This is a genomic window from Citricoccus alkalitolerans, from assembly GCF_039528175.1.
GTDB lineage: Bacteria > Actinomycetota > Actinomycetes > Actinomycetales > Micrococcaceae > Citricoccus > Citricoccus alkalitolerans.
The window spans coordinates 18,289-40,594 of the sequence record NZ_BAAALH010000002.1 but is presented as its reverse complement, the minus strand read 5'-3'; the positions used below and the strand labels follow the sequence as shown (position 1 = coordinate 40,594).

The 22,306-nt window shown below is 67.8% G+C and carries 23 protein-coding genes and 2 tRNA genes; 15 read left to right on the top strand and 10 right to left on the bottom strand.

Features of this window, described 5'->3' with window-relative positions:
• The first annotated feature begins 283 nt into the window (after positions 1-283).
• The 3 genes from ABD134_RS06210 (at position 284) to ABD134_RS06200 (ending at position 3,293) form a co-directional block, all read left to right on the top strand.
• Positions 284-2,167 (top strand): DUF262 domain-containing protein, encoded by a 1,884-nt coding sequence (locus ABD134_RS06210; protein WP_344227816.1) that lies wholly within the window; start codon positions 284-286, stop codon positions 2,165-2,167.
• A complete protein-coding gene (locus ABD134_RS06205; RefSeq protein WP_344227814.1) occupies positions 2,160-2,750 on the top strand; it encodes a hypothetical protein in 591 nt (196 codons plus the stop codon). The genes ABD134_RS06210 and ABD134_RS06205 overlap by 8 nt, the downstream gene beginning before the upstream one ends.
• Positions 2,751-2,984: 234 nt before the next feature.
• Complete coding sequence (locus ABD134_RS06200; protein WP_344227812.1) at positions 2,985-3,293, top strand: hypothetical protein; 309 nt, start codon at positions 2,985-2,987, stop codon at positions 3,291-3,293.
• A gap of 225 nt (positions 3,294-3,518) precedes the next feature.
• Here the strand turns inward: ABD134_RS06200 and ABD134_RS06195 are convergent, their stop codons facing one another.
• The 3 genes from ABD134_RS06195 to ABD134_RS06185 form a co-directional block, all read right to left on the bottom strand.
• Entirely contained in the window at positions 3,519-4,094 is a 576-nt protein-coding gene (locus ABD134_RS06195; protein WP_344227810.1) for a hypothetical protein, read from the bottom strand.
• 213 nt (positions 4,095-4,307) lie between these two features.
• Entirely contained in the window at positions 4,308-4,448 is a 141-nt protein-coding gene (locus ABD134_RS06190) for a hypothetical protein (protein WP_344227808.1), read from the bottom strand.
• A gap of 80 nt (positions 4,449-4,528) precedes the next feature.
• The gene (locus ABD134_RS06185) at positions 4,529-5,353 is read right to left on the bottom strand and encodes a sigma factor (protein ID WP_344227806.1); all 825 of its coding nucleotides are present in this window, start codon (positions 5,351-5,353) and stop codon (positions 4,529-4,531) included.
• A gap of 23 nt (positions 5,354-5,376) precedes the next feature.
• On the opposite strand from ABD134_RS06185, the gene ABD134_RS06180 reads away from it, so the two are divergent.
• Positions 5,377-5,664, top strand: a complete 288-nt coding sequence (locus tag ABD134_RS06180) for a tyrosine-type recombinase/integrase (protein WP_344227804.1) — start codon at positions 5,377-5,379, stop codon at positions 5,662-5,664.
• A gap of 59 nt (positions 5,665-5,723) precedes the next feature.
• Here ABD134_RS06180 and ABD134_RS06175 read toward each other — a convergent pair.
• A tRNA-Ser gene (locus tag ABD134_RS06175) sits at positions 5,724-5,811 on the bottom strand.
• Between the two features lie 218 nt (positions 5,812-6,029).
• Here ABD134_RS06175 and ABD134_RS06170 point away from each other — a divergent pair.
• From ABD134_RS06170 to ABD134_RS06155, 4 genes are read left to right on the top strand one after another with little or no spacing between them, the layout of a single operon-like run.
• A complete protein-coding gene (locus tag ABD134_RS06170; protein WP_344227802.1) occupies positions 6,030-7,874 on the top strand; it encodes an HNH endonuclease in 1,845 nt (614 codons plus the stop codon).
• Positions 7,862-8,851, top strand: coding sequence for an NAD(P)H-quinone oxidoreductase (locus ABD134_RS06165; protein ID WP_378108322.1), 990 nt, complete (start codon positions 7,862-7,864; stop codon positions 8,849-8,851). The genes ABD134_RS06170 and ABD134_RS06165 overlap by 13 nt, the downstream gene beginning before the upstream one ends.
• Entirely contained in the window at positions 8,851-9,309 is a 459-nt protein-coding gene (locus ABD134_RS06160) for a hypothetical protein (RefSeq protein ID WP_344227798.1), read from the top strand. The genes ABD134_RS06165 and ABD134_RS06160 overlap by 1 nt, the downstream gene beginning before the upstream one ends.
• Before the next feature lie 60 nt (positions 9,310-9,369).
• Positions 9,370-10,917, top strand: a complete 1,548-nt coding sequence (locus tag ABD134_RS06155; protein ID WP_344227796.1) for an S-layer homology domain-containing protein — start codon at positions 9,370-9,372, stop codon at positions 10,915-10,917.
• Positions 10,918-10,985: 68 nt separating this feature from the next.
• Here ABD134_RS06155 and ABD134_RS06150 read toward each other — a convergent pair.
• Positions 10,986-11,059: transfer RNA gene (locus ABD134_RS06150), tRNA-Thr, on the bottom strand.
• A gap of 210 nt (positions 11,060-11,269) precedes the next feature.
• Between ABD134_RS06150 and ABD134_RS06145 the strand changes: the two genes are divergently transcribed.
• Positions 11,270-11,998, top strand: coding sequence for an HAD family hydrolase (locus ABD134_RS06145; RefSeq protein ID WP_344227794.1), 729 nt, complete (start codon positions 11,270-11,272; stop codon positions 11,996-11,998).
• Positions 11,999-12,024: 26 nt separating this feature from the next.
• Here the strand turns inward: ABD134_RS06145 and ABD134_RS06140 are convergent, their stop codons facing one another.
• The 3 genes from ABD134_RS06140 to tmk are packed head-to-tail and all read right to left on the bottom strand — an operon-like array spanning position 12,025 to position 15,500.
• A complete protein-coding gene (locus tag ABD134_RS06140) occupies positions 12,025-13,569 on the bottom strand; it encodes an alpha/beta hydrolase (protein ID WP_344227792.1) in 1,545 nt (514 codons plus the stop codon).
• 42 nt (positions 13,570-13,611) lie between these two features.
• A complete protein-coding gene (locus ABD134_RS06135) occupies positions 13,612-14,808 on the bottom strand; it encodes a DNA polymerase III subunit delta' (RefSeq protein ID WP_344227789.1) in 1,197 nt (398 codons plus the stop codon).
• On the bottom strand, positions 14,805-15,500 hold the full coding sequence (gene tmk / locus ABD134_RS06130; protein ID WP_344227787.1) for a dTMP kinase: 696 nt from the start codon (positions 15,498-15,500) through the stop codon (positions 14,805-14,807). The genes ABD134_RS06135 and tmk overlap by 4 nt, the downstream gene beginning before the upstream one ends.
• Before the next feature lie 80 nt (positions 15,501-15,580).
• Here tmk and ABD134_RS06125 point away from each other — a divergent pair, with 80 nt between their 5' ends.
• The 3 genes from ABD134_RS06125 to ABD134_RS06115 are packed head-to-tail and all read left to right on the top strand — an operon-like array spanning position 15,581 to position 17,908.
• Positions 15,581-16,753: a trans-sulfuration enzyme family protein gene (locus ABD134_RS06125; RefSeq protein WP_344227785.1), complete on the top strand. Its 1,173-nt coding sequence runs from the start codon at positions 15,581-15,583 to the stop codon at positions 16,751-16,753.
• A 4-nt stretch (positions 16,754-16,757) separates the two neighbouring features.
• On the top strand, positions 16,758-17,099 hold the full coding sequence (locus ABD134_RS06120) for a DUF2516 family protein (RefSeq protein ID WP_344227783.1): 342 nt from the start codon (positions 16,758-16,760) through the stop codon (positions 17,097-17,099).
• A gap of 53 nt (positions 17,100-17,152) precedes the next feature.
• Positions 17,153-17,908: a phosphoglyceromutase gene (locus ABD134_RS06115; RefSeq protein WP_344227782.1), complete on the top strand. Its 756-nt coding sequence runs from the start codon at positions 17,153-17,155 to the stop codon at positions 17,906-17,908.
• An 89-nt stretch (positions 17,909-17,997) separates the two neighbouring features.
• Here ABD134_RS06115 and phoU read toward each other — a convergent pair whose 3' ends face one another.
• On the bottom strand, positions 17,998-18,657 hold the full coding sequence (phoU, locus tag ABD134_RS06110; RefSeq protein WP_344227780.1) for a phosphate signaling complex protein PhoU: 660 nt from the start codon (positions 18,655-18,657) through the stop codon (positions 17,998-18,000).
• Between the two features lie 350 nt (positions 18,658-19,007).
• On the opposite strand from phoU, the gene ABD134_RS06105 reads away from it, so the two are divergent.
• Both ABD134_RS06105 and ABD134_RS06100 read left to right on the top strand, forming a co-directional pair.
• Positions 19,008-20,144 carry a sensor histidine kinase gene (locus ABD134_RS06105; protein WP_245952494.1) on the top strand — a complete coding sequence of 379 codons (1,137 nt, stop codon included), beginning with the start codon at positions 19,008-19,010 and terminating at the stop codon, positions 20,142-20,144.
• Positions 20,141-20,821, top strand: a complete 681-nt coding sequence (locus tag ABD134_RS06100) for a response regulator transcription factor (RefSeq protein WP_159548968.1) — start codon at positions 20,141-20,143, stop codon at positions 20,819-20,821. The genes ABD134_RS06105 and ABD134_RS06100 overlap by 4 nt, the downstream gene beginning before the upstream one ends.
• Positions 20,822-20,911: 90 nt before the next feature.
• On the opposite strand, the gene ABD134_RS06095 is transcribed toward ABD134_RS06100, so the two are convergent.
• Positions 20,912-21,448: a hypothetical protein gene (locus ABD134_RS06095; protein ID WP_344227775.1), complete on the bottom strand. Its 537-nt coding sequence runs from the start codon at positions 21,446-21,448 to the stop codon at positions 20,912-20,914.
• A gap of 249 nt (positions 21,449-21,697) precedes the next feature.
• Between ABD134_RS06095 and ABD134_RS06090 the strand changes: the two genes are divergently transcribed.
• Entirely contained in the window at positions 21,698-22,180 is a 483-nt protein-coding gene (locus tag ABD134_RS06090; protein ID WP_115932950.1) for a CarD family transcriptional regulator, read from the top strand.
• The last annotated feature ends 126 nt before the right edge of the window (positions 22,181-22,306 follow it).

The following is a 22,306-nucleotide window of genomic DNA, read 5'->3' as shown; positions in this document are numbered from 1 at the left end:
CAGTGAAGTCACCCTTCGCGTCATCGGCACGCGATCACGTCGGAATCGAGCCCCTTGGAGCTTTTTTTATGTAGATCGCGACGGAGATCTCTGTGTGCACGTTCCCCTTGTCGATCCGCTTGCGGGCAAGAACTGTCACACACGCCGCGTTCGCCTGCCTAAAGGAGGCGGGACCGTACGCCGTTCCTCGGCCGGGCACCGGTATCCTTCTGGATCCGCGTTCCCATTAGTCGCTACGTGCTGACTAGTCTGGCCTGAATGCTATGGGCGAAGGGACTGGTCGATGAAGGCTGATGCGTTAAACCCGCGGGAGTTGTTCGGAACCACCGTGCATTACGAGATTCCGGCATTTCAGCGTCCTTACGTCTGGACGCGGGAGGAACAGTGGCAACCCCTGTGGCAGGACGTGCGACGCATAGCTGAGAAGGTTATCCGCGCCGAAAATGATGAAGCAGCACTCGACGGGCTGGGTGGGCACTTCCTGGGGGCTGTGGTGTTCAAACTCAAGTCCGCGGCTGCTGGAGACGTGACGCGCCAGTCGGTCATCGATGGCCAACAACGCAGCACCACGTTGCAGATCATGCTCGATGCCGTTCACGAGGCTATCTTCGAGCGAGGCCACGAGGAGGAAGCGGAGGCCATCGAAGAACTGATTCTCAACCAGGCCAAGCGCTTTGCCGGCAAGCCGGAACGGTTTAAGCTCTGGCCGTCGCGGGCGGACCGGGTGGCCTTCGAATCCGCCATGGACGGCAAGGAACCGCCCCCGGGCGAGCATCTAATTGTTGAGGCTCATGGCTTCTTCCGTACCGAAGTCGGCAAGTGGCTCGACGGCGTTCTCGACGAGGGAGAGGATGTCGTAGGCGACCAGAAGGCGCGCGTCTCGGCCTTGGCCGACGTGGTCCAGTCTCGGCTCTATGTTGTCGCGATCAACTTGGCCGGCCATGACGACGACCAGGTCATTTTCGAGACCCTCAACGACCGGGGAACCCCGCTGCTGAAGGCCGACCTGATTAAAAACTGGATCTTCCAGATCGGCGAGCAGGTCCACGCCGATGTGGAGTCCTGGCCGGAGCAGTACTGGGCCGACTTCGACGAGGCCTGGTGGAGGGATGAGATCACCCAGGGGCGGCACACTCGTTCCCGGATCGATATCTTCCTGCAGTACTGGTTGACGATGCGCCGGCGCGAGGAGGTCCTGACCGACGAGGTCTTCCGCGTGTTTGTTGCCTATGCGAAGCCGTTGATGGCCGATGCCGCATCGGCCGAGAGGCTGCTCGGTGAGCTCCGTCAGGACGCCGATACCTTCCGGAACTTCGCCCAGCTGTCCAAGGACACGGTCGAAGGCAGGTTCTACGGGCGTGTGGTCGAAGCCCTGGAGCAGGCCTCGACGACGCCGCTACTGTTGTGGATGCTGTCGAAGAACCACAAGGTGCCCGGGGATCAGATCGCTATCGCCCTGGGCGCGTTGGAGAGTTGGGTGGTGCGGCGCACTTTGTTGCGCAGCACGATGAAGGATGTTAACAAGATGATGGTTGCCGTCTTGGCGACCCTCGAGGGGACTCCCGTCGAGAATGTGGGAGTGGCTGTCCGTGACTACCTGGTCGGGCAGTCCTCCGATGCACGTTTATGGCCTACCGATGCCGAGATGCTGGAAGGGCTGCCGACGACCAGGCTGTATGGCAACGTCCGTCAGTCCCGGCTCCGGGTCGTCCTGGAAGCCATCGAGCTCCAGATGCGCACTCAGCGCCACGAAGCGGTTACCGTCCCGCCCAAGCTGTCGGTGGAGCATGTCATGCCGCAAGCCTGGCGAAGTCACTGGGATCCCGAGCCCAGGCTCCCCGTCGAGGAAGCAGCTGAACGCGACAAGCTCGTCAACACCCTCGGTAATCTCACACTGGTTACCTCTGAGCTCAATGGCACGTTGTCGCATCGGCCTTGGACTGATGCGGAGACCGCCGGGCTGAAGACCACGGGCGGGAACCGGGGGCTTGGAAAGCGATCCTTGCTCAACAAATACAGCGTGTTGCTCCTGAGCCGGGACATCATCGATGACCACCCCGCTGGCTGGACAGAAGCCGACATTCGCACCCGATCGGTCAGACTCACGGAGCTCCTTTGTCGGGTTTGGCCTCATCCGGGACGGGAGGTGAAGACGATCCATGGGTAATCCCCACGGCAAACCCCCTCGCAGCGATGAGGCAATCGCCTTCGCCGTCGTTGGCCAGGTCCTCGGGATCAGCGTGGAGCACGCCGATGCCGGAAGTGGGGACGGCATGGTGGACGGGCTCTGGACTTATCCGGATGGTCGCCGGGCCGCCCTCGAAGTCACCGCAGGTGAGGCCTCTAAGGAGATCGGTGCCGAAGTGCGTGCCCGGCGTCGCGGTGAGACTACCCATCACAGCGGCTCCGTCAACCTGAACAAGCTTGTAGAGCTACTGTCGAAGCGACTTGCCGAACCATGGATGGAACCAAACCTGAATAAACTACGCGCAGTGAACGCCGCTGAAACTCACCTTTACCTCTGGGGGCGAGGTAAAGACGACGACTTCCTGTACTCGACCCTCGCCGACGCCTTGCCCTCAACCCCGATGGCATTGCCAGCGGGGCTCACCGACCTTTGGCTGGACGCCTATGTATTCCGTGGCGAAGGCACACTGAGGAACGTGACGGTGGTGCGCTACAACATCGCCCAAGGATGGTCCATCCATCGAGCCGTATACGACGAAGCGATTCTCCCGATGGCCAACTGAAATGCCGATGGGCCTCACCCACGATCTACAGAGGACCGGAGAAGAAAAGACGCGGAAGACGATCCCTCGCCGGGCCGGTCCTGGAGAACTGTGTCTTGGCCATCGTCGGACCGGGAGGGGTTCCTCGTACGGGGCGAGCTGAGTTGCCTGGCGCGCGTTCACGCGGCTGAGCGCATCCTTCCGCTCGTGGCGGCGCTTTCGCCCCGACGGGCTGTGGTCGGGCATAGTGTGCTCATGGCTAAGAAGGACAGAACGGAAGTCGTGCAGCAGGCACGAGCGGCTCTAATTGTTGCCGCGATGCGGCGCTCCATCGTGACCTACAAGGAGCTCGGGAAGGCCCTCGGCATCGACGGCATCGCGCTACGCAACGAGATGCGCCACATCCTCGACGCCCTGTCCGCCGACTGCGAGTTTCGCAACGAGCATTCGCTTGCCGCCCTGGTCGTTAATCAAAGCACGGGCGCACCTGGTCAAGGCTGGCAGGACGGGGACAGGCCGTGGCATGCGGAGGTCCAAGCCGTCTTCCGACATTGGGCTTCCTAGAAGCGAGCAATTGAGCGTGATTGGTGCCCACGGGAGACGCAAATGACGCGATCATCGCGCTGGGTGTGCCCGGCAGCTCAGTGTCTCGGTGACCACCGGGTAGGTATCGTTTTTCCGTAGGTTCGGTCAATGCCGAGACATGCCGGTTGACCGAGGGCAGTTTCCCTCTTGTGGTGTTGCGGCCCGTAGCGAGAGGTTACGCTTACGCCCCCTGCGGCAGCCGCTCTAGCCTCTTGGGAGCATGTCCTTGATTGTCAGTTTCGGCCGCCCATGGGATCCGTCCTCGTACCCTTCCACATGTCCGGCCAGCTGCGCGTAGGCGGTCAGGTCGTCCACGTCCTCCCGCCGGGACATTTGCTTCCCAGCGTCCATGTGCCCTTTCTCGTATCCGTAGCGGTAGGCGTGCCGGACGCCCGACGTCTCCAGTTCTGTCCGTAGCTTCTCGGCTTGCTCTTCCGAGGCCGCGAGGGAGGACACCAGCTGGCCGTTTGACCGCACCACTCCCTCCCATATGGTGGCGTACTGCTCCGCGTCTCTGGCCGCCTCTGCCGCCCTTGACTCGGCGCCCTGCAGCTGGAGCTCTAACAGGCGCCGGTCGTCCTCTAGGGACCGGAGCTGTGCCCGCAGCTGGTCCACTTCGGATCCCTGGAGGACGGACCGGCGTCGGGCCCGGTACGCCGCTTGGCGGTGTGCGTCGGAGCAGTACCGGCGGCCCATGGACGGGTCGGGCAATGGCTCGTCACACCACGCGCAGCGGACGGCGAGAGGACGACGGGGAGAGGAGCGGCGGGCCTTGGCCATGGGGTCCTTCCGTAACGGGCACCCGTTACACCGTCGCGGACAAAACGAGACGGAGTGCACCTTGGTGCCAGACGTGTGCTGAATAATCTTGGTGTTGGTGGTGCCTGCTAAAAGTAGGGCCGCAGGTCCGGCTTTTAGGGGCAGGGCTGGGAGTCATGTTCGGGGCGTCGGTCGGTGCCTTCTGAGGTCTGGTGACTAGATGCCTGTGGGGGTCTACAGGGTGATGAGCAGCATCAGCAGAAGCCAGCCGAGCAGTACGACGACGGCCAGCACGGACAGCACGACCCGCCCCCGGGCATTGGACGCCCACCCGGGCACGCGGCTTGTCACAGCATCGGGCAGGTTGGCGTCCACGGACTGACGGACCCATACCCTGCGGGCCCTACGGATGCGACGGCCAGAGACCCGTAGGGACCGACGGAACCGGCGGAGCATCACAGGCCCCCGGGGAACAGCTGGTCATGGTCCATGGCGGGCCGGCCTTGGTATTCGAAGGTCCACGCCGCCGCCCGCGAGAGTTCCCGGAGCCGAGCCCAGTACTGGCGGACGGTGTTGAACGGCGACCCGGTGGCCTTGGCCAGCGTGTGCGCATCCACCGCGGTGACGCCACCGGCCCTCTGCGCTGTGCTGAGATATGCCGGAGCATGCCGGCCGATCGCGCTGGGCACACTGGCCACCGTGGCGACTATGGACGGGGTCCGGTCGGTGGAGTCCAGAGCTGCGCGGACGACCTGGGCCAAGGCGATGACGTCCCGAGAGGATGCCCGGAGGGCATTGGCTGAGATGCCGAGGTCTGTGCTGGCCGCCGTGGTGTCTCCGTCGTAGATCAGGTGCAGGCGCAGGAAGGTCTGGACCCGTCCCTCGTCCATTCCGAGCGCGTTCTGGACGAGGTGTAGGACTTCGAGCACGTGCCGGAGTTCGTCGGCGTCGTCCACGCGCCTGGTGTCGTCGTCCACGCTGCCGCCGAAGTGTGGGTCTCCTCGAGTAGCGGTGATGGCTTCGAGGCTGTCAGCTTTGCCTCCGTTGCATTGTGATCCGTTGTTCGCGGTCTTCCGGTAGTAGTCATGGGCTCGGCGTCGGGCCACTACGCGGCATAGCGTGGGCCAGTCGCCGCGGGTCGGGTCGAACCTCACGCTCTGAAGGGACAGCCAGGTCTCTTGCAACAGGGCGTCGATGTCTTGGATGGGTCCGCCGTACTGGCGGACCATGGCAGCGACGACGGGGCGGAGATTGTTGAGGTCTACCTGCATTGTGTTCATCGGGTGGTCTCCTGCAGGACGGCGTGACTGTGCCGGTGGGCCCACAGAAGCCCCAAGGCGCTCAGAAGCCACTGCGGCGCGTCCGGCTGCACGATCTGCGGCACGGCACCGCGTCGCTGATGATCGCGGCCGGCGTGGACGTCGCCGTGGTGTCCAAGGTGTTGAGGCACAGCACGATCAAGCTCACCGTGGACACCTACGGCCACCTGCTGCCGGGCGTCGGGGAGGCGGCTGCAGAGCAGCGCGCCGGCATGATTCCCCGGGCGGCGTCCAGGACCAATGGCCACAGTCCGGCCACAAATCGGACCTAGACGGTCCCCGGCAACGCGGAAACGGCCCCACTCAGTGGGACCGCTTCCCTTTATTCACGCGGATGGTAAGAGATTCGAACTCTTGGTACGGGGTTACCGCACACTGGTTTTCAAGACCAGCTCCTTCGGCCGCTCGGACAACCATCCCAGGGGGACCATTCTAAAGGCCTCGATCAGCCTACCGGTCCCGCGTCATTCCATGGCGGGGCCTGACCCGCGCGTGCCCCAGTGCCCCCGTCCTGCACAGGCGGGCCTCGTCCAAACGCCATCCACAATTCGGGTCGCCCCTGCTTATCGTGTCCGACCACCTTCGTAGAGTAGTACACATGTTCGAAGATCGGCGGAGCCAGTGGAACGAAGGTGACATGCCCCAGCCCGACGGCGGGGCCAACGGCAGCGTTGCAGCCGCCGGTCCCAGTCGCGCCCCAGTTGCGTACACCCACACCAATACCCCGGCTACCACCATTGCGGGATCTGCCGGTGCGCGGGTGCCGGTCATCGCGGTGCCGGTCAACGCGCTCGACCTCATCGGCCTGCGCCACGCCCTGGCCCTGATGGCCCCTGCTGCGGGACCCACCCCTGACGCCCTATATACGCGTCCGGCTATTGCGTCTCCGGATGGGCCTGAGGCCGAGGCCATTGACCGGATCCAGGCTCTGGAAGCACTGAAGTCAGCCTGTGCTGCCGCCCAGGCCCGTGAGACCGCCGCCCTGCATTCCCGCCGCACCCAGTCCGAAGCCGCCCAGGGTATCCCCGAGGCTCGTCGGGGTCGTGGCCTGCCTGGTGAGGTCGGCCTGGCCCGACGCACCGGGGCCCGGGGTTCCAAACACCTCCGACTGGCCCTGAACCTGGTGGCGGACCTGCCCCACACCCTGGAGGCTCTGACCACTGGGCGCATCAGCGAGGATCAAGCCGCCGCGATCGACCACCAAACCCACTGGCTCACCCCACGCCAACGCCAGACCGCAGATTCCGCCTTGGCCGACCGGATCGAGTTCCTCGGCCGCCGCGAACTCGTCCAGGAAGCCCAAGCCGCCGCCCAAGGACAAGACCCCGCCACTGCCCTGCAACGCCAAGAACAATCCTGCCGCGAACGGCACCTGAGCTTGAAACCCGCCGAGACCAACCCGGGCATGGCCTACCTCACCGCCCTGCTCCCGATCGCCCAGGCTGCCGCCTGCTATCAAAACCTCACCACGGCCGCCGCCAGTACCATCGCCGAAGGTGACGCCGTTGAGAGGAGTCCACAGCAGGTCCTCACCGACCTCTTCGTTCAACGCCTCACCGGACAGGCCACCGCCGAAGCCGTCCCCGTCGAGATTCAACTGATCATGACCGACACCGCCCTTCTCAAGGCCACCGGCAACGCAAGCGGATCAGTCGGTGAGGACTCAGAGGCGGGGACCGAAGCGAGCGCCGGCGCCAATGCCGATCTCCCGGCGTGGTTGCCCGGTCACGGTCCGATTCCCGCACCTGTGGCACGCCGGACGATCACGGACACCGAGGCCGAGGTCTTCATCCGCCGGCTCTATACCGCACCTGCCACCGGTCAGCTCGTCGCGATGGACTCCCACCGCCGCGTCTTCTCCGGACTGCTGCGGCACATGGTGCTCCTGCGGGACGGGATCTGCCGCACCCCCTACTGCGATGCCCCGATCCGGCACATCGACCACGCCACACCCCACCGTGACGGCGGGCGCACCGCCTGGGACAACGCCTCCGGGCTGTGCGTGCGCTGCAACCACACCAAAGAGAACCCCGGCTGGACCCACCACGCCTCCGCCGACGAACTCCGCGTCACCACCCCCACCGGTCATGAGTACACCAATCACCCCCGGCCCCTCACCCCACCACCGGAGCCAGAACACGCATCGACAGGACCTTCACCGGCAGAACCACCGCTGAGAGCGCCTGGACAGTCACGGGTGATCGCCTGCTCCACGAACACCGCGGTGACCGCCACCCTGCCGGACAACACCTCCAACGAGGTGCCAGTCGGTTCGCCAACCGGCTCGATGCGTCCAAGAGCGACGCCACGGAGTAGGGGATCGGCGCTGAGGTCAACGTTGCGTCGGGAAACAGCGCGCGCATCCATGCAACCAAGCCACGCGAGTAGCCTAGAAGCAACGCTGAGAAAGTCGTTGGCCAGCCACCAGACAAGGGGAGGACCATGTCCCAGGAGCTTCATCACCACACCATGCGGGCCGTGACGTACACCGGCGCCGGCGGTCGCGAGGTCCTGTCCGTTGAGGATGTCGCCCTCCCTGTCCCAGGGCCCGGTGAGGTCCTCATCAAGGTGACGGCCGCAGGCATCAATCGCGCGGACCTACTCCAGCGGGCGGGCAACTATCCGGTCCCAGAGGGGGCCTCAGAGGTGCCCGGACTGGAGGTCTCCGGAACGATCGAGGAGACCGGGGCCGGCGTCGGGAACTGGGATTTCGGCACGCCGGTGTGTGCCCTGCTGGCCGGCGGCGGCTATGCGGAGTACGTGGTGGTCCCCGCCGGACAGGTGGTCCCGGTGCCCGACGGCGTCTCCCTCACCGATGCGGCCGGCCTCCCGGAAGTAGCGGCCACCTGTTGGTCCAACCTGATCCAGCAGGCCGCTGTGGGCCGAGGCGACTGGGTGCTCGTGCACGGCGGCACCGGCGGCATCGGCTCGTTCGCTCTGCAACTGTTGAAGGTGCTGGGCGCCCGTCCGGTGGCGACCGCCGGCAGCACGGAGAAGGTGCAGCGGAGTCTTGAGCTGGGTGCCGAGGCGGCCATCAACCACCGCGAGGAGGACTTCGTGGCCCGGATGGAGGAGATCACCGGTGGCCATGGCGCGGATGTGATCCTGGACGTGATGGGTGCGAAGTACCTGGAGAAGAACGTGGCCGCGCTGGCACGCGGCGGGCGGTTGGTCGTGATCGGTCTGCAGGGCGGAGCCTCCGGAACCCTGCCGATCGGCAAGGTCATGGGCAAGAATGCCGTGGTGACCGGGACGATGCTGCGTCCACGGCCAGTGGAGGAGAAGGCGGCGATCATGCGGGAGGTGGCCGACCACGTCTGGCCGTTGGTGACCTCCGGAGCCATCCGCACCACCACGGACGCGGTGTTCGCCCTGGAAGACGTGGCGGCAGCTCAGGACCGCTTCGAAGAGGCGGACCGGACGGGCAAGATCCTCCTGGTGACCGAGGAGAGGCCTTGATGGCCGGACCGTTCGCGCGGCGCCGGCAGGCCAAGAAGGATGAGACGGAGCTCGGAACCGAACTCTGGCGCCGGAGCCATGACTGGTTCATCCGTTCGCTGGACCGGTACTGGCAGGTCGTCCAGGAGGCCCGCGCCGAGGGCAAGATCCCCGAGGACGAGTTGAACGGGCTGGTCAACGCTGGCAACGTACTGGCCGAGCTGGCGCCACGGGTGCGTCACCTGTGCGTGGAAGCCCACCGCCAGCACCCCGAGACCGGCCTGCAGGTGCCTGCCTCGGGCAGCGACGTGCACCGCATCTTGTCCCGGGCCGCGAACGACCTGGCGACCACCGCCCAGGCCGCGGCATTGTTCCGGCTGGGTCAGGCCTCCCTGCACTCGGTGGGACGGCGTGCCGAGAAGGTCGTGGCCGCCGTGCAGGAGGCCGAGGAGGCCGCCGCGGAAACGCTCGGAGCTTAGGATATGGGCAGGGACGCGGCCCGGCGGCCCCCACACCGCCCGCCGAGAGGTTCACCCCGCATGCCCCCTGTCTCTGCCCGCCCATCGTCCGTGGTGCACCCCGCCCGGCGCCGTTCCGTGCGCGCCCTGTTGACTGGCGTACTGGCACTGATGCTGAGTCCGCTGCTGGTAGCTAGCCTGTTCCCGATGCCGGCCCTGGCGGCTCCCGCTGCCGACGCCGCCCCGCAAGCGGTCACCTCTGAGGCGGCCTGCCCGGCTGGGGCCTCCGGGGCGAACTTCGCGGATGATCTGGCGAGCTTCGGGAACTCCGTGGAGTGGATGGTCCGCCAATGTGTGACCACCGGGTACGCGGACGGGACCTTCCGTGCGGGCCGCGCCATCAGTCGCGCAGAGGTGGCGGCCTTCCTTTATCGGATGTCCGGGGAGAGCTACACCGGCGGGGCGCCACGCAGCTTCAGCGACGTCACGGCCGGCACCGTCCACCGTAATGCCATCCTGTGGGCCACCACCCGGGGGATCACCACCGGCTATGCGGACGGGACCTTCGAGCCGTCCGGGCAGATCACCCGTGGCGAGCTGGCGGCGTTCATGCACCGCTATGCGGGCCGTCCCGCCGTTTCGGTGCCCGCGCCGTTCCCAGATCTGGCTGGGCAGCAGCGCGCCTACTACTACGGTCCCGCCCACTGGATGCGCTCCCTCGGCGTGACGGGTTACAGCGACGGCACCTTCCGGGCCGGCCGTGATGTCACGAGAGGCGAGACCTCCAAGTTCCTGTACCTGGTGAACGGCGTGGTCAAAGACCGTCCGGGGCTGTCCCTGTGGACCGAGACTGCCGTCAACCTGTATGCGCAGGATGATTGGCGGGCGGCCCCCGTGCTGTCAACCCTGCCGGCGCAGACCGGCCTGGAATGGGTCCGGGACTCCTCCGGCCTGGCGCAGGTGCGGGTCGGTGGCAGAACAGGCTGGGTGAACAAGGGCATGCTCAGCACGGGCCAGCCGGGGACCGCCGCGAAGCCCTACCCGCGGGACGGCAGTTTCGAGCAGAAAGTGGCCAACAACATCGCGCCGTGGTGCTGGAAGCCGCAGATCTCAGTGATCTCCGGGCGGACGTCCTATGCCAACATGCGTCTCCGGTACCAAGCTTCCGGCGACCGGATCCTCGTGGAGAAAGAGGAGGGCCTCCAGATCACTGGGATGATCGCGGATCCCAACCACGTCTCCTCTCGCGCCATCCAGCTCCACGAGTGCGCGCACCTGCTGCAGTATCGAGCCTACGGCTACCTGGACGCCACCGATCGGAACGGGCAGCTGAGCGTGATGGACCGGGACCTGAACCGCGTCTACGGCAACGACAACGGCGTCGAACACCTTGCCGACTGCATGGCAGACGTGATGGGCGCCCAGCGCGACTCGAGGGAATACACGGTGGGCTACGGCGGGGAGTGCACCTCGGCGCACCTGGCCGCCGCGCGCCAGCTGATCGCGGGGAAGCGGTTCTCCGAGCCGGCCATCCTCAACACCGTCCCGAACCGACACGAAGCGCCGTTCACGGGATGGCAGGAGGTCTCCCGCCCGGACGTGCCGGTGCGGGCGGTGGCTTCCGACTGACGGGCGGCACCACCGTTGCGCAAAAAACCTCCCCGTCGGCGCGACGCCGGATCAGGGAGGCCTCTCTGAGCCCCCTACCGGATTCGAACCGGTGACCTGCTCTTTACGAGGGAGCTGCTCTGGCCAGCTGAGCTAAGGAGGCGAACGCTGACACCCGGGGGTGCCACGGCTATCGATGATAGCGGGCCGGTGCCCCGCCGGGCAAAATCAGGGGAAGCGCACGGCGTTCACAACCCACAGATGACGTTCACTTCACGTCCAACCGCAGGACAGGTCGCTGCGGTGGAGTGGTCCGAATATGATGACAGGCCCGGCACCCGCTGGGCCGTCTGTCTACGGGAGGACAGTTGTGATGATGCCTGCCAACGCCCAACCCCACCGGGATGTCCGTTCGCGGCGTCCGCTGAAGCTGGCCGTCCTGGACATGTCCGGCACCACCGTGGATGAGGGAGGTCTCCAGGACGAGGCCTTCAACACCGCGATCCTGCAGGAGGGCATCGAACCCGGCGGGTCCCGATCGGACGCGATGGTGGGGTACTTCCGCGAGGCCCGCGGCACCTCCCGCCACGAGATCTTCCGCTCGATCTTCGCTGAGGACCCGGTGGCGGCCCGCCGCGCCAATGCGTGCTTCGAGGCCACCTATGACCGATTGCTGGCCGAACGCGGCGTCCGCCCGGTGGATGGTGCCGCGGAGGCGGTGGCCGCGCTCCGGGAGGCGGGCATGAAGATCGTGCTGACCACAGGCTTCGCCCGGCACACCCAGAACATGATCCTGGAGTCACTGGACTGGATGGGCGTCTCTGACCTCAGCCTGTGCCCCTCGGACGCCGGCCGCGGCGCGCCGTACCCGGACATGATCCTCACGGCACTGCTGGCCCTGGACCTCGAGGATGTCCGCTCCGTCATGACGGTCGGGGACACGGCCGGGGACATCCGGGCCGGCCAGCGGGCCGGCGCCGGGCTGACCGTGGGAGTGCTGACCGGTTACCACGATGAGGCTGTGCTCAGCGGTGCCGGTGCGGCCGCCGTCGTGCCCTCCATCAGGGACGTCCCGGCCCTGGTGACCCGCGCGGGCTGCTGACCCACCGGCCCGCGGGCCAGAACGCCTCAGTCGCAGGTCAGCCCGTCCTCGGGCACCACACCGTCGATCAGGTACCCGTCCACGGCGGCCCCGATGCACTCCCCGGCCCGGCCGTAGGCGGTGTGGCCCTGACCGTTCCAGGAGACGAGGACTCCGGACTCGAGCTGGTCGGCCAGCGCCGGGGCCCACTCGTACGGGGTGGCGGGGTCGCCCTGGGTGCCGATGACCACGATCGGCGCTGCCCCGGGAGCGCTGGCGGGAGCGGGCTCGTCCACTGGCTTCTCGGGCCACTCGGCACAATTCGCCCCGCCGTAGGCCAGGAACCGGCCAATGGTCGGGGAGGCCTCGTCCAGCTGCTCGGCCTGGCTCCGGAGCGTATCGGTGTCGGAGGCCGCGGAGGAGTCGAGGCAGTTGATGGCCGTGAAGGCGTCGTTGATGTTGGAACTGTACTCGCCGTCCTCGTCCCGTCCGGCGTTCAGGTCCGCGAGGTAGAGCATCAGGTCGGGGTTGCCGTTCATGGCATCGGCGACGGCCTGGGTGAGCATCGGCCAGTTCTCGTCCGCGTACAGCGGGGTGATCAGCCCCGCGACGAAGGTGGCGGCCGGGACCTGCCGCCCGTCGGAGGACGTCAGCGGGGACTGCTCCACCTGTGCGAGCAACTCGCGGAGCTGCTGCACGCCGTCCTGAGCAGTCCCGGACAGGGGACAGTCCGGGCCGGCGAGGCAGGATTCGGCCCATGCCGTGATGGCCTTCTCGAACGCCTCGGCCTGGCCCAGGCTGACCTCGAACTCGTCGAGTGACGGGTCCATGGCCCCGTCCAGCACCATCCGGCCCACGTTGGCGGGAAACTGCTCGGCGTAGGAGGCCCCCAGGGCGGTGCCGTAGGAGAAGCCGAGGTAGTTCAGCTGCTCATCGCCCAGCACGGCCCGCATCAGGTCCATGTCCCGGGCCGCCGAGTCGGTGTCCACGTGGCCGAGGACCTCACCGGTGTTCTCATCGCAGGCCTGCGCATACTCGCGGGCGGAGTCGCGGACCTGGTCCAGGCCGTCGTCCGTGGAGGGATCGATGTGCTCCTCGCGGGCCGCATCCATCTCCTCATCGGACAGACACTCCACCGGCGCCGAGCGGGACACGCCGCGCGGATCGAAACCGACCACGGCGTAGTGGTCCTGGACGGCTCCGGAGACCACGTAGTCCAGGGAGTCCACCACCATGTCCACCCCGGACGCTCCTGGTCCGCCAGGGTTCAGCAGCAGGTGCGGGGCACCATCCTCGGCTCCGCCCGTCCGGACCAGGGCCAGTTCGATCCGCTCACCCTCCGCATCCGCATAGTCCAGCGGGGCCTCAACGGTGGCGCACTCGAAGTCGCCGGCATCCTGCTCGCAGGACTGCCAGGCGGGCTCCTGCGCATAGAGGTCCTCCAGTCCTGCCGGGACGGCGGCGGTGCCGGATGTCGGCTCGGCACCTCCGGCGTCCGGCCCACCGTCCGCAGTGCAGCCGGTGAGCACCAGGACGGTCGCGAAGACGGCGGCGATGGCACCGGAGTTGGACGGGAGGGGGTGCAGGCGCACGCGGTGTCCTTTCGGGACGGTGGTCAGGCGGTGGTCAGTGGGTCAGACCTGCTCGCCCGGACGGCGGTCCAGGATGCGGTCTGGCAGGAAACTCATCATCATGGCCTCGAGAGCCAGCAATGGGGGCACGTTGCCGGACAGGCGCCGGCGGGCGGTGGCCACGGCGTCGATCCGGGCCACGGTCCGCTCGGCGGTGGCCCCGTGGGCGTAGGAACCGAGGTCGTCCCGCAGGTGCTCGTTGACCAGCTCGGCCCCGGTTCCCAGCTGCAGGGCCAGCACGTCCCGGAACAGCCCCGTCAGGTCGATCATCGCGCGGTCGAGGGTGTCATGCACGGAGCGCTTGTTGCGTGCCGTCTGGCTGTCCTCGAGGCGCTTGACATGGTGGCGCAGCTTGGGGGGGACCTTCTCGTCCTCACCCAGGCCCAGTGCGCGCAGCAGACCAGCCTTCTCCTCGGCATTGCGGACCTCGGCCGAGGACTTCGCCTCCTCCTGGGTGACCTCCACCAGTTCCTTGGCCAGGGCCACCGCATCCGAGGTCGCCTGGATCCGCAGGGGCAGGTGGACCACGGCTTCACGGCGCTGCCTGGCCCCCTCGTCCCGCGCCAGCCGCCGGGCCATGCCCACGTGGGACTGGGAGGCGCGGGCGGCGAACAGCGCCAGTGCCGGATCCAGGCCATCGCGGTCCACCAACAGGTCCGCGACCGACTGCACCGAGGGGATGCGCAATCCCACGGGACGGCAACGGGAGCGGATGGTCACCAGCACGTCCGCGGGGGAGGGCGCGCACAGCATCCAGATGGTCCGGGCCGGCGGCTCCTCGATCGCCTTGAGCAGCACGTTCGTGGCGCGCTCCGTCATGCGGTCCGCGTCCTCGATGATGAAGATCCGCCACCGCCCGGAGGAGGGACGGTCCTGGGCGAGGGAGATCAGCTCGCGGATCTCGTCGATCTTGTAGGTGACGTTCTCAGTGGCCATGACCTTCACGTCCGCGTGCGTCCCCGCATGCACGGTCAAGCACGCGTGGCACTGTCCGCAGCCGCGCTGCGCCGGGTCTGTCACCTCGCACTGGAGTGCCTGGGCGAACGCCCGCGCGGCATTGGACCGTCCGGAGCCGGGTGGACCGGTGAAGAGCCAGGCGTGCGTGGGGGAGTCCATGGTCGCAGCTCGGGACAATTGCCCGACGGCGGCCTCCTGGCCCGCGAGCTCGGCCCACGCGGGTGCCACGGCGGTGGCGCTCATCGGCCGGCCACCACGGGGGCGACCCGGCCCCACACCTCTGCGGCGATCTCGGCGGCGGGCCGGCCGGCGTCGATCACCAGGTAGCGCTCCGGGGCCTGGGCGGCACGGTCCGTGAAGGCGGTGCGGATGCGCTGGTGGAAGGGCTCGGGCTCGGACTCCAGGCGGTCAGGTCCGGTCCCGCCGGCAGCCTGTTCCCGGCCGGCACGCCGGGTGGCGGCCGTGCCGGTGTCCACGTCCAGCAGGACGGTCAGGTCTGGGCGCAGCCCGCCGGTGGCCCATTCGTTGAGGCCGGCCACGGTGTCCGTGCCGAGGTCTCGGCCGGCGCCTTGGTAGGCCACGGAGGAGTCTACGTAGCGGTCGGTCACCACGGTGCGGCCGGAGCTCAGGGCCGGGACGATCAGCTGGCGGACGTGAGCCGATCGGGCGGCGGCGAAGATCAGGGCCTCGGTCACCGGGTCGATGGGGGCGTGGGCCGGCTCCAGCACGAGGGAGCGCAGCTGTTCGCCGATGTCCGTCCCGCCCGGCTCCCGTGTCAGCAGCACCTCGAGTCCTTCGGCCGTCAGCCGTTCGGCGAGCAGCCGAGCCTGAGTGGACTTGCCGGAGCCGTCCCCGCCCTCGAAGGCGATGAAGAGCCCCTGCGGACCGGTCGGCGAGAGGACGGGTCCGGCGGAGGAGGAAGGCTGCTCGATCACCGGTCCAGCCTAACGGCCCGCACCGTCACAACCGGCAACGATCCACAGTCCCGGACCCCCGCCGGACGTACGATTTCAGGATGCATCCCGAAACCCTGTTGGTCAGTGCCGCCCGTCCCGCCCGGGAGGTGGATGCCCCGGTCAACGATCCGGTGCATTTCACCTCCACGTTCGTCGGCTGGGAGCCCGATGCCGCGGGGCAGCGCCGGCTCTACGGGCGCATGTCCAATCCCACCTGGGACGGTCCGGAGCAGCTGCTGGCGGCCCTGGAGGGCGTGGAGGACCCGGCCAAGCGGCCCGCCCTGTTGTTCTCCTCCGGCATGGCCGCCATCTCGGCCGCGCTGCACCTGGCCCCGAACGGTGGCCGCATCGTGGCCCCGCAGCACGCCTACCAGGGAGGGCTGTCCCTGCTGGACTCGCTGCAGCAGACCGGACGGCTGGCCGTGGAACGGGTGGACGTCACGGACGCGGAGGCCGTCCTCCGGGCCGTGCGAGGCACGGGCGATCCTGCCAGCATCCTCTGGCTCGAATCGCCCACCAACCCCATGCTGGAGGTGGCGGATCTCTCCGCACTCACCGAGGCGGCCCACGCGGCCGGCGCCCTCGTGGTGGTGGACAACACTTTCGCCACGCCCTTGGTCCAGCGGCCGCTCGAGCTGGGCGCCGACGTCGTGGTCCACTCGGTGACCAAGTACCTGGCCGGGCACTCGGACGTGGTGCTGGGTGCCGCCGTGACGGACGACGCCGGCCTGCACCGCCGGCTGCACGGCCACCGCACGCTGCACGGGGCAATCGCCGGTCCCATGGAGGCGTTCCTGGCGCTGCGCGGCATGCGCACCCTGGCCCTGCGCCTCGAACGCTCGCAGTCCAACGCGGCCGAGCTGGCCCGCCGTCTTGACGCGGCCCGGCGCGAGGGTGCCCTGCCGGTGGCCGCCGTGACCTACCCGGGACTGCCGGACCACCCACAGCACGCCCTGGCCGCAGTGCAGATGCAGGGCGGCTTCGGCTCCGTGCTGACCCTCGTGATGCAGGGTGGGGCGGCGGCAGCTGATGCCGTGGTCCAGAACCTGCGCCACTGGGTCCCCGCCACGTCTCTGGGAGGCGTGGAGTCGCTGGTCGAGCGCCGCCGGCGTTTCGACGGTGAACCGGCCACCGTTCCGGCCGGGCTGCTGCGGCTGAGCGTGGGAATCGAACACGTGGACGACTTGTGGGAGGACCTGCAGTCGGGGATGCAGGCCACGGCGGTAGGCTGACCCCATGTACCCGTGGATTCTGGTCACGACCATCGAGAACTGGCTCTACGTCGCCCTGTCCCTGGTGGCGGTCGTGCTGGCCGTCTGGGCCTTCGGTGACTGCCTGACCCGTGGCAAGGACCAGTTCGAACGGGCCGGGCAGAAGACCAAGACCTTCTGGCTGCTCCTCACCGGGGTGGCGGCGTTCGTGGGCCTGGTGTCCATGGCCGGGGCCATCGGAAGCCTGGGTGCCGGGTTCAGCCTGTTCCAGATCGCCGCCCTGTGCGTGGCCGCCGTGTACCTGGCCGGCCCGCGCGGCGAGCTGAAGCTCTTCGGCAGCGGCGGTTCGCGCCCCTACGGGTACTGACAGGAGTTCGTCGCACAGCGGGCCGGGCGGCCGCGTCCCGTTAGGATGTGGCCATGGCTGAGACACCCTACAAGCTCGTCCTGCTGCGGCACGGCCAGAGCGACTGGAATGAGAAGAACCTGTTCACCGGTTGGGTGGATGTGCCGCTGACCGCCAAGGGCCGCGAGGAGGCCGCCCGGGGCGGGGAGCTGCTCGCCGCCGAGGGGCTGCTGCCGGACGTCCTGCACACCTCCGTGCTGAAGCGGGCCATCACCACCGCCAACCTGGCCCTCGAAGCGGCCGATCGGCAGTGGATCCCGGTCAAGCGGGACTGGCGCCTGAACGAGCGCCACTACGGCGCCCTGCAGGGCAAGGACAAGGCCCAGATCCGGGACGAGTTCGGCGAGGAACAGTTCATGGTCTGGCGCCGCTCCTATGACACCCCGCCGCCCGCGCTGGACGACTCCTCCGAGTGGTCACAGGCCGAGGACCCCCGCTATGCCGGCCTCGGTGAGGGATTGCCGCGCACCGAATGCCTCCAGGACGTCGTCACGCGGCTGCTGCCGTACTGGGAGACCGAGATCGTGCCGGACCTGAAGGCCGGCAAGACCGTGCTGATCGCCGCCCACGGCAACTCTCTGCGCGCCCTGGTCAAGCACCTGGACGGCATCTCGGACGAGGACATCGCCGGGGTGAACATCCCCACCGGCATCCCGCTGTACTACGAGCTGGACGAGCGCTTGAAGCCGGTGACCGCGAACGGCCGCTACCTGGACCCGGAGGCCGCGGCCGCCGGCGCAGCCGCGGTGGCCGCCCAGGGCTCCAAATAGCCCCGCGGCCCGCAGCCCCCAGACAACGACGTCGGGCCGTCACCTCCACAGCGGAAGGTGACGGCCCGACGTCGTTGATGGCGGGTGGTTCAGTCGATCGCGATGACCGGCTCCCACTCGCCGGTGGCGAGGTAGGTGACCTTGCGGGCCACGGACACCCCGTGGTCGGCGAAGCGCTCGAGGAAGCGCGATGCCAGGGTGACATCCGCGGTGGTGGCAGCGGAGGCATCCCATGACGGGTCGGCGACCGAGGTGAAGTTCTTGGCGTGCAGCTCGTTGATGGTGGCGTTGAGCCGCACGATCGTCGAGCCATGAGAGAGGTCGTGGGTCGCGAGCAGCTTCTCCACCTCGGTGGCGACCTCCACGGCGTGCTCGGCCATTGAGCGGAAGTCCTCCCGGACGGAGGCGGGGACCACCAGGTCCGGGAACCGGCGGCGGGCCAGTTGGGCGATGTGGCGGGCCAGGTCCCCCATGCGCTCGAGCGAGGAGCTCATGCGCAGGGCGGCGACGACGGTGCGCAGGTCAGCGGCCACGGGCCCCTGCAGGGCGAGCAGCTCGATGGCCTTCTCGTCGAGGGTGGTCTGCAGGTAGTCGATGCGGGCGTCATTCGTGATGACCGTCTCGGCCAGCTCCACGTCGGCCTCCTCGAAGGACACGCGGGCCTTGTCCATGGCCTCACGCACCAGACCGGCGATCTCGGTGAGCTGGTCGCCCAACGACTTCAGATCGGCGTGGAACAGTTCTCGCATGGATGAATCCTCAATCCGGCTGGTCGGTGATGGGGCCACCGGGTGCAGGTGGCCACGGGCCGTTCCTGCTCTTCAGGCACGGATCCGCGATCATCCTGGCGGACCAAGGTGAACGCGGTCTGAACCGCGGGAACGTTCCCGTGCACATTATGCCCTGAGGACAGCCCGGCGAGCCGGAACCCCGCCCAACGTCTGGGTTCCGGCGGTGAAGGTGGCGGTGGTCTCACCGGGCCGGCCCTCGACACCTGACGACGCCGTGCGCCGTGATGGGTAGTCTGATCTGCGTGACGGATCCCGTAGTCGTAGGCGTGGTGTGCGGCCTCATCGGCTTGATCCTCGGGGTGCTCGCCATGCTGGCATTCCGGGCCTCCGAGCGCAGCCGTGCGGTCCACCTCACCGTGGGCGAGCCGTCCGTTCCGGATGGTGCAGCTGAAGTGCTCTCCGTGATCGGCCGCGCCTATGTGCTGGTGGACGCCGTCAACGGCGTGGTCCGGGCCAACCCCTCCGCCTATGCCTTCGGCCTGGTCCGTGGTCATCATCTCGTCCATGAGGACCTGCTGAACCTGACGGACCGGGTGCGCTCGGACGGGATCATTGTGGACCGCAAGTACGAGCTGCCCCGCGGCCCCCTGGGCCAAAGCACCCTGGTGGTCCAGCTGAGGGTGGCCCCGCTGGCCGATGAGTACATCCTGCTGCTGGCGGACGATCGTACGGAGATCACCCGGACGGAGGCCATGCGGCACGACTTCGTGGCGAACGTCTCCCACGAGCTGAAGACCCCGGTCGGCGCGATCTCGCTGCTGGCCGAGGCGCTGGACGACGCCGCTGACGACGAGGACGCCGTCCGCCGTTTCGCAGGCCGCATGAGCATCGAGTCCGCCCGGCTGGCCGCGCTGGTGCAGGACATCATCGAGCTCTCCCGGCTCCAGGGCAAGGACACGGTCCGGGCCGGACAGCCGGTGGACCTGACCAAGATCGTCAACGAGGCCGTGGACCGTTCCCGCATGCAGGCCGAGGCCCGGGACATTGACATCCGGGTGGCGGGTGAGGTCTCTGCGACCGTGTTCGGCGATCACGACCAGCTGATGACGGCGCTGCGCAACCTGATCGACAACGCGGTGCGCTATTCGCCGGACGGCACCACCGTGGGGGTGGGCCTGAGATCGGTGCGCGGCCTGGCCCAGGTGTCCGTCACGGACCAGGGGGTGGGCATTCCCGAGGAGGAGCAGGACCGGATCTTCGAGCGATTCTACCGGATCGACGCCGCCCGGTCCCGCCAGACCGGCGGCACCGGGCTGGGTCTCTCGATCGTCAAACACGTCATCTCGAACCACGGCGGGGAAGTGACGGTCTGGTCCCAGCTGGGACGCGGCTCGACCTTCACGGTCCGGTTGCCGGAGATGGAGCCCGATGCCGGGCAGCACGCACAACCAGTGAACCAACGGGGCATCGCGGCCCCGGCAGGCGGGGAAGGAGCCCAATCATGAGCCGCATTCTGATCGTGGAGGACGAGGAGTCGTTCAGCGACCCGTTGTCCTATCTGCTCGGCAAGGAGGGGTTCGAGGTCGAGGTCGTGGCCGACGGCAACGATGCCGTGGTGGAATTCGACCGGGCGGGTGCCGACCTGGTGCTGCTCGATCTGCAGCTGCCGGGCCAGTCCGGCACGGAGGTCTGCCGGCAGCTTCGGCAGCGCTCCAGCGTGCCCGTCATCATGCTCACGGCCAAGGACTCGGAGATCGACAAGGTGGTGGGCCTGGAGCTCGGGGCTGACGACTACGTCACCAAGCCCTATTCCTCCCGGGAGCTCGTGGCCCGCATCCGCGCCGTGCTTCGACGTCAGGGAGAACCAGAGGAGTTGATCAGCTCCACGGTCCAGGCCGGGCCGGTGAGGATGGACATCGAACGCCATGTGGTCTCGGTGGGCGGCGAGCAGGTGTCCCTGCCGCTCAAGGAGTTCGAGCTGCTGGAGATGCTCTTGCGCAACTCCGGCCGGGTACTGACCCGTGGCCAGCTCATCGACCGCGTGTGGGGCTCGGACTATGTGGGGGACACCAAGACCCTCGACGTCCACGTCAAGCGCCTGCGCGGCAAGATCGAACCGGACCCGTCCAACCCACGCTACCTGGTGACGGTCCGTGGCCTGGGCTACAAGTTCGAGCCGTAGGCCGTCAGCCAGTCAACGAGCGGACGTACGAAGGGCCGGCACCGCAGTGGGTGCCGGCCCTTCGCCGTGATGCCGTGGTGAGGGGCTGCCTCAGTGGCCGCCCTCTTCGGCAGCCGGCGTGGCGTACAGGTGTTCGTCCACGGAGGGCTCGGCGCCGCCGGGCACGAAGGGCCGGTACTCCTCCAGGGTGCCGTCCAGGATGGTGATGCCCACGGTTTCGGAGACCCCGTCGACCTCGACGGTGGCGTCCACCAGGGTGCCGGGACGGCCGGCGCCGGGGATGATCTGCTCGTTGGCCGGATCCTCCAACTCCAGGGCGTCATCTCCCGGCACGGAGAAGCGAGTCTGGGTGCCGTCCACGGTGATGCTGACCTCGAGCGGCTCGCCGGACGCCGAGGCCAGGCTGCCGATGTAGCGGGCCTCCGCTTCGGGGTCTGCGGTGATCAAGGCGATGTTGCGCAGCTGGGCGTCGCCCACGTTGGCCACGATCCCGTCGGACGGCGCGTACTGCAGCGTGGTGGCCTGCATGTTGACGGCACTGCAGCCGGTGGCGCCCAGCAGGGCGACGGCGGCCAGGCCGGCCACGGCGGCGTTGCGGGTGGTGGCCTTGGAAGCGGCGAACTTCACGGTGGGTTCTCCTCGGTGCGAACGTCAGGCGCCGTGCCTCAACCGGTGTGCGGACACGGGTGATCACACGGCGCGGTGCTGACTCGAGACTACCGTATGCACCCGCGTGCAGGCCGTCTGCGACGCCGTGCCGGGGAGCGGGATGTGAGGGAGGCACATTATGTCGTTTCCGGCCGCGGGTTCAAGTAACGACACAGGTCACGTAAATGTGACGTGGTAAACTCTTGCGGAGGGAAAGGGGCCATTCACATGGTTTTTGAGGTCGGAGAAACAGTCGTCTACCCCCACCACGGTGCGGCGAAGATCGAAGAGATCAAGATGCGCACGGTCAAGGGCGAAGAGAAGATGTACCTCAAGCTCAAAGTGGCCCAGGGCGACTTGACGATCGAAGTGCCGGCGGAGAACGTTGACCTGGTCGGCGTACGGGACGTCGTGGACCAGGAGGGCCTGGAACGCGTTTTCGGTGTGCTGCAGGCCGAGTTCACGGAAGAGCCCACCAACTGGTCACGCCGCTACAAGGCGAACCTGGAGAAGCTTGCCTCGGGTGACGTCATCAAGGTGGCCGAGGTGGTCCGTGACCTGTGGCGTCGAGACCAGGACCGCGGCCTGTCCGCCGGGGAGAAGCGCATGCTCTCCAAGGCCCGCCAGGTACTCGTGTCCGAGCTGGCCCTGGCCCAGAAGACCTCTGAGGATGACGCCGCCCTGCTGCTGGACGAGACCCTCGCCGCCTGATGCTAACAACGGTCCTGATGGTGGCCGCAGGCTCGGGATCACGGCTCCAGGCCGGCGTCCCCAAGGCCATGGTCACGCTCAGTGACGGGCACACCATGCTCGAGCACTGCCTTGACTCCGTGGTGG

What these genes read in the sequence shown, in the direction of transcription:
- ABD134_RS06210 (WP_344227816.1), top strand. Translation starts at nt 284, where the DNA reads ATGAAGGCTGATGCGTTAAACCCGCGGGAGTTGTTCGGAACCACCGTG.
- ABD134_RS06205 (WP_344227814.1), top strand. Translation starts at nt 2,160, where the DNA reads ATGGGTAATCCCCACGGCAAACCCCCTCGCAGCGATGAGGCAATCGCC.
- ABD134_RS06200 (WP_344227812.1), top strand. Translation starts at nt 2,985, where the DNA reads ATGGCTAAGAAGGACAGAACGGAAGTCGTGCAGCAGGCACGAGCGGCT.
- ABD134_RS06195 (WP_344227810.1), bottom strand. Translation starts at nt 4,094, where the DNA reads ATGGCCAAGGCCCGCCGCTCCTCTCCCCGTCGTCCTCTCGCCGTCCGC.
- ABD134_RS06185 (WP_344227806.1), bottom strand. Translation starts at nt 5,353, where the DNA reads ATGAACACAATGCAGGTAGACCTCAACAATCTCCGCCCCGTCGTCGCT.
- ABD134_RS06170 (WP_344227802.1), top strand. Translation starts at nt 6,030, where the DNA reads ATGCCCCAGCCCGACGGCGGGGCCAACGGCAGCGTTGCAGCCGCCGGT.
- ABD134_RS06165 (WP_378108322.1), top strand. Translation starts at nt 7,862, where the DNA reads ATGCGGGCCGTGACGTACACCGGCGCCGGCGGTCGCGAGGTCCTGTCC.
- ABD134_RS06160 (WP_344227798.1), top strand. Translation starts at nt 8,851, where the DNA reads ATGGCCGGACCGTTCGCGCGGCGCCGGCAGGCCAAGAAGGATGAGACG.
- ABD134_RS06155 (WP_344227796.1), top strand. Translation starts at nt 9,370, where the DNA reads ATGCCCCCTGTCTCTGCCCGCCCATCGTCCGTGGTGCACCCCGCCCGG.
- ABD134_RS06145 (WP_344227794.1), top strand. Translation starts at nt 11,270, where the DNA reads ATGATGCCTGCCAACGCCCAACCCCACCGGGATGTCCGTTCGCGGCGT.
- ABD134_RS06135 (WP_344227789.1), bottom strand. Translation starts at nt 14,808, where the DNA reads ATGAGCGCCACCGCCGTGGCACCCGCGTGGGCCGAGCTCGCGGGCCAG.
- ABD134_RS06125 (WP_344227785.1), top strand. Translation starts at nt 15,581, where the DNA reads ATGCATCCCGAAACCCTGTTGGTCAGTGCCGCCCGTCCCGCCCGGGAG.
- ABD134_RS06120 (WP_344227783.1), top strand. Translation starts at nt 16,758, where the DNA reads ATGTACCCGTGGATTCTGGTCACGACCATCGAGAACTGGCTCTACGTC.
- ABD134_RS06115 (WP_344227782.1), top strand. Translation starts at nt 17,153, where the DNA reads ATGGCTGAGACACCCTACAAGCTCGTCCTGCTGCGGCACGGCCAGAGC.
- phoU (WP_344227780.1), bottom strand. Translation starts at nt 18,657, where the DNA reads ATGCGAGAACTGTTCCACGCCGATCTGAAGTCGTTGGGCGACCAGCTC.
- ABD134_RS06105 (WP_245952494.1), top strand. Translation starts at nt 19,008, where the DNA reads ATGCTGGCATTCCGGGCCTCCGAGCGCAGCCGTGCGGTCCACCTCACC.
- ABD134_RS06100 (WP_159548968.1), top strand. Translation starts at nt 20,141, where the DNA reads ATGAGCCGCATTCTGATCGTGGAGGACGAGGAGTCGTTCAGCGACCCG.
- ABD134_RS06090 (WP_115932950.1), top strand. Translation starts at nt 21,698, where the DNA reads ATGGTTTTTGAGGTCGGAGAAACAGTCGTCTACCCCCACCACGGTGCG.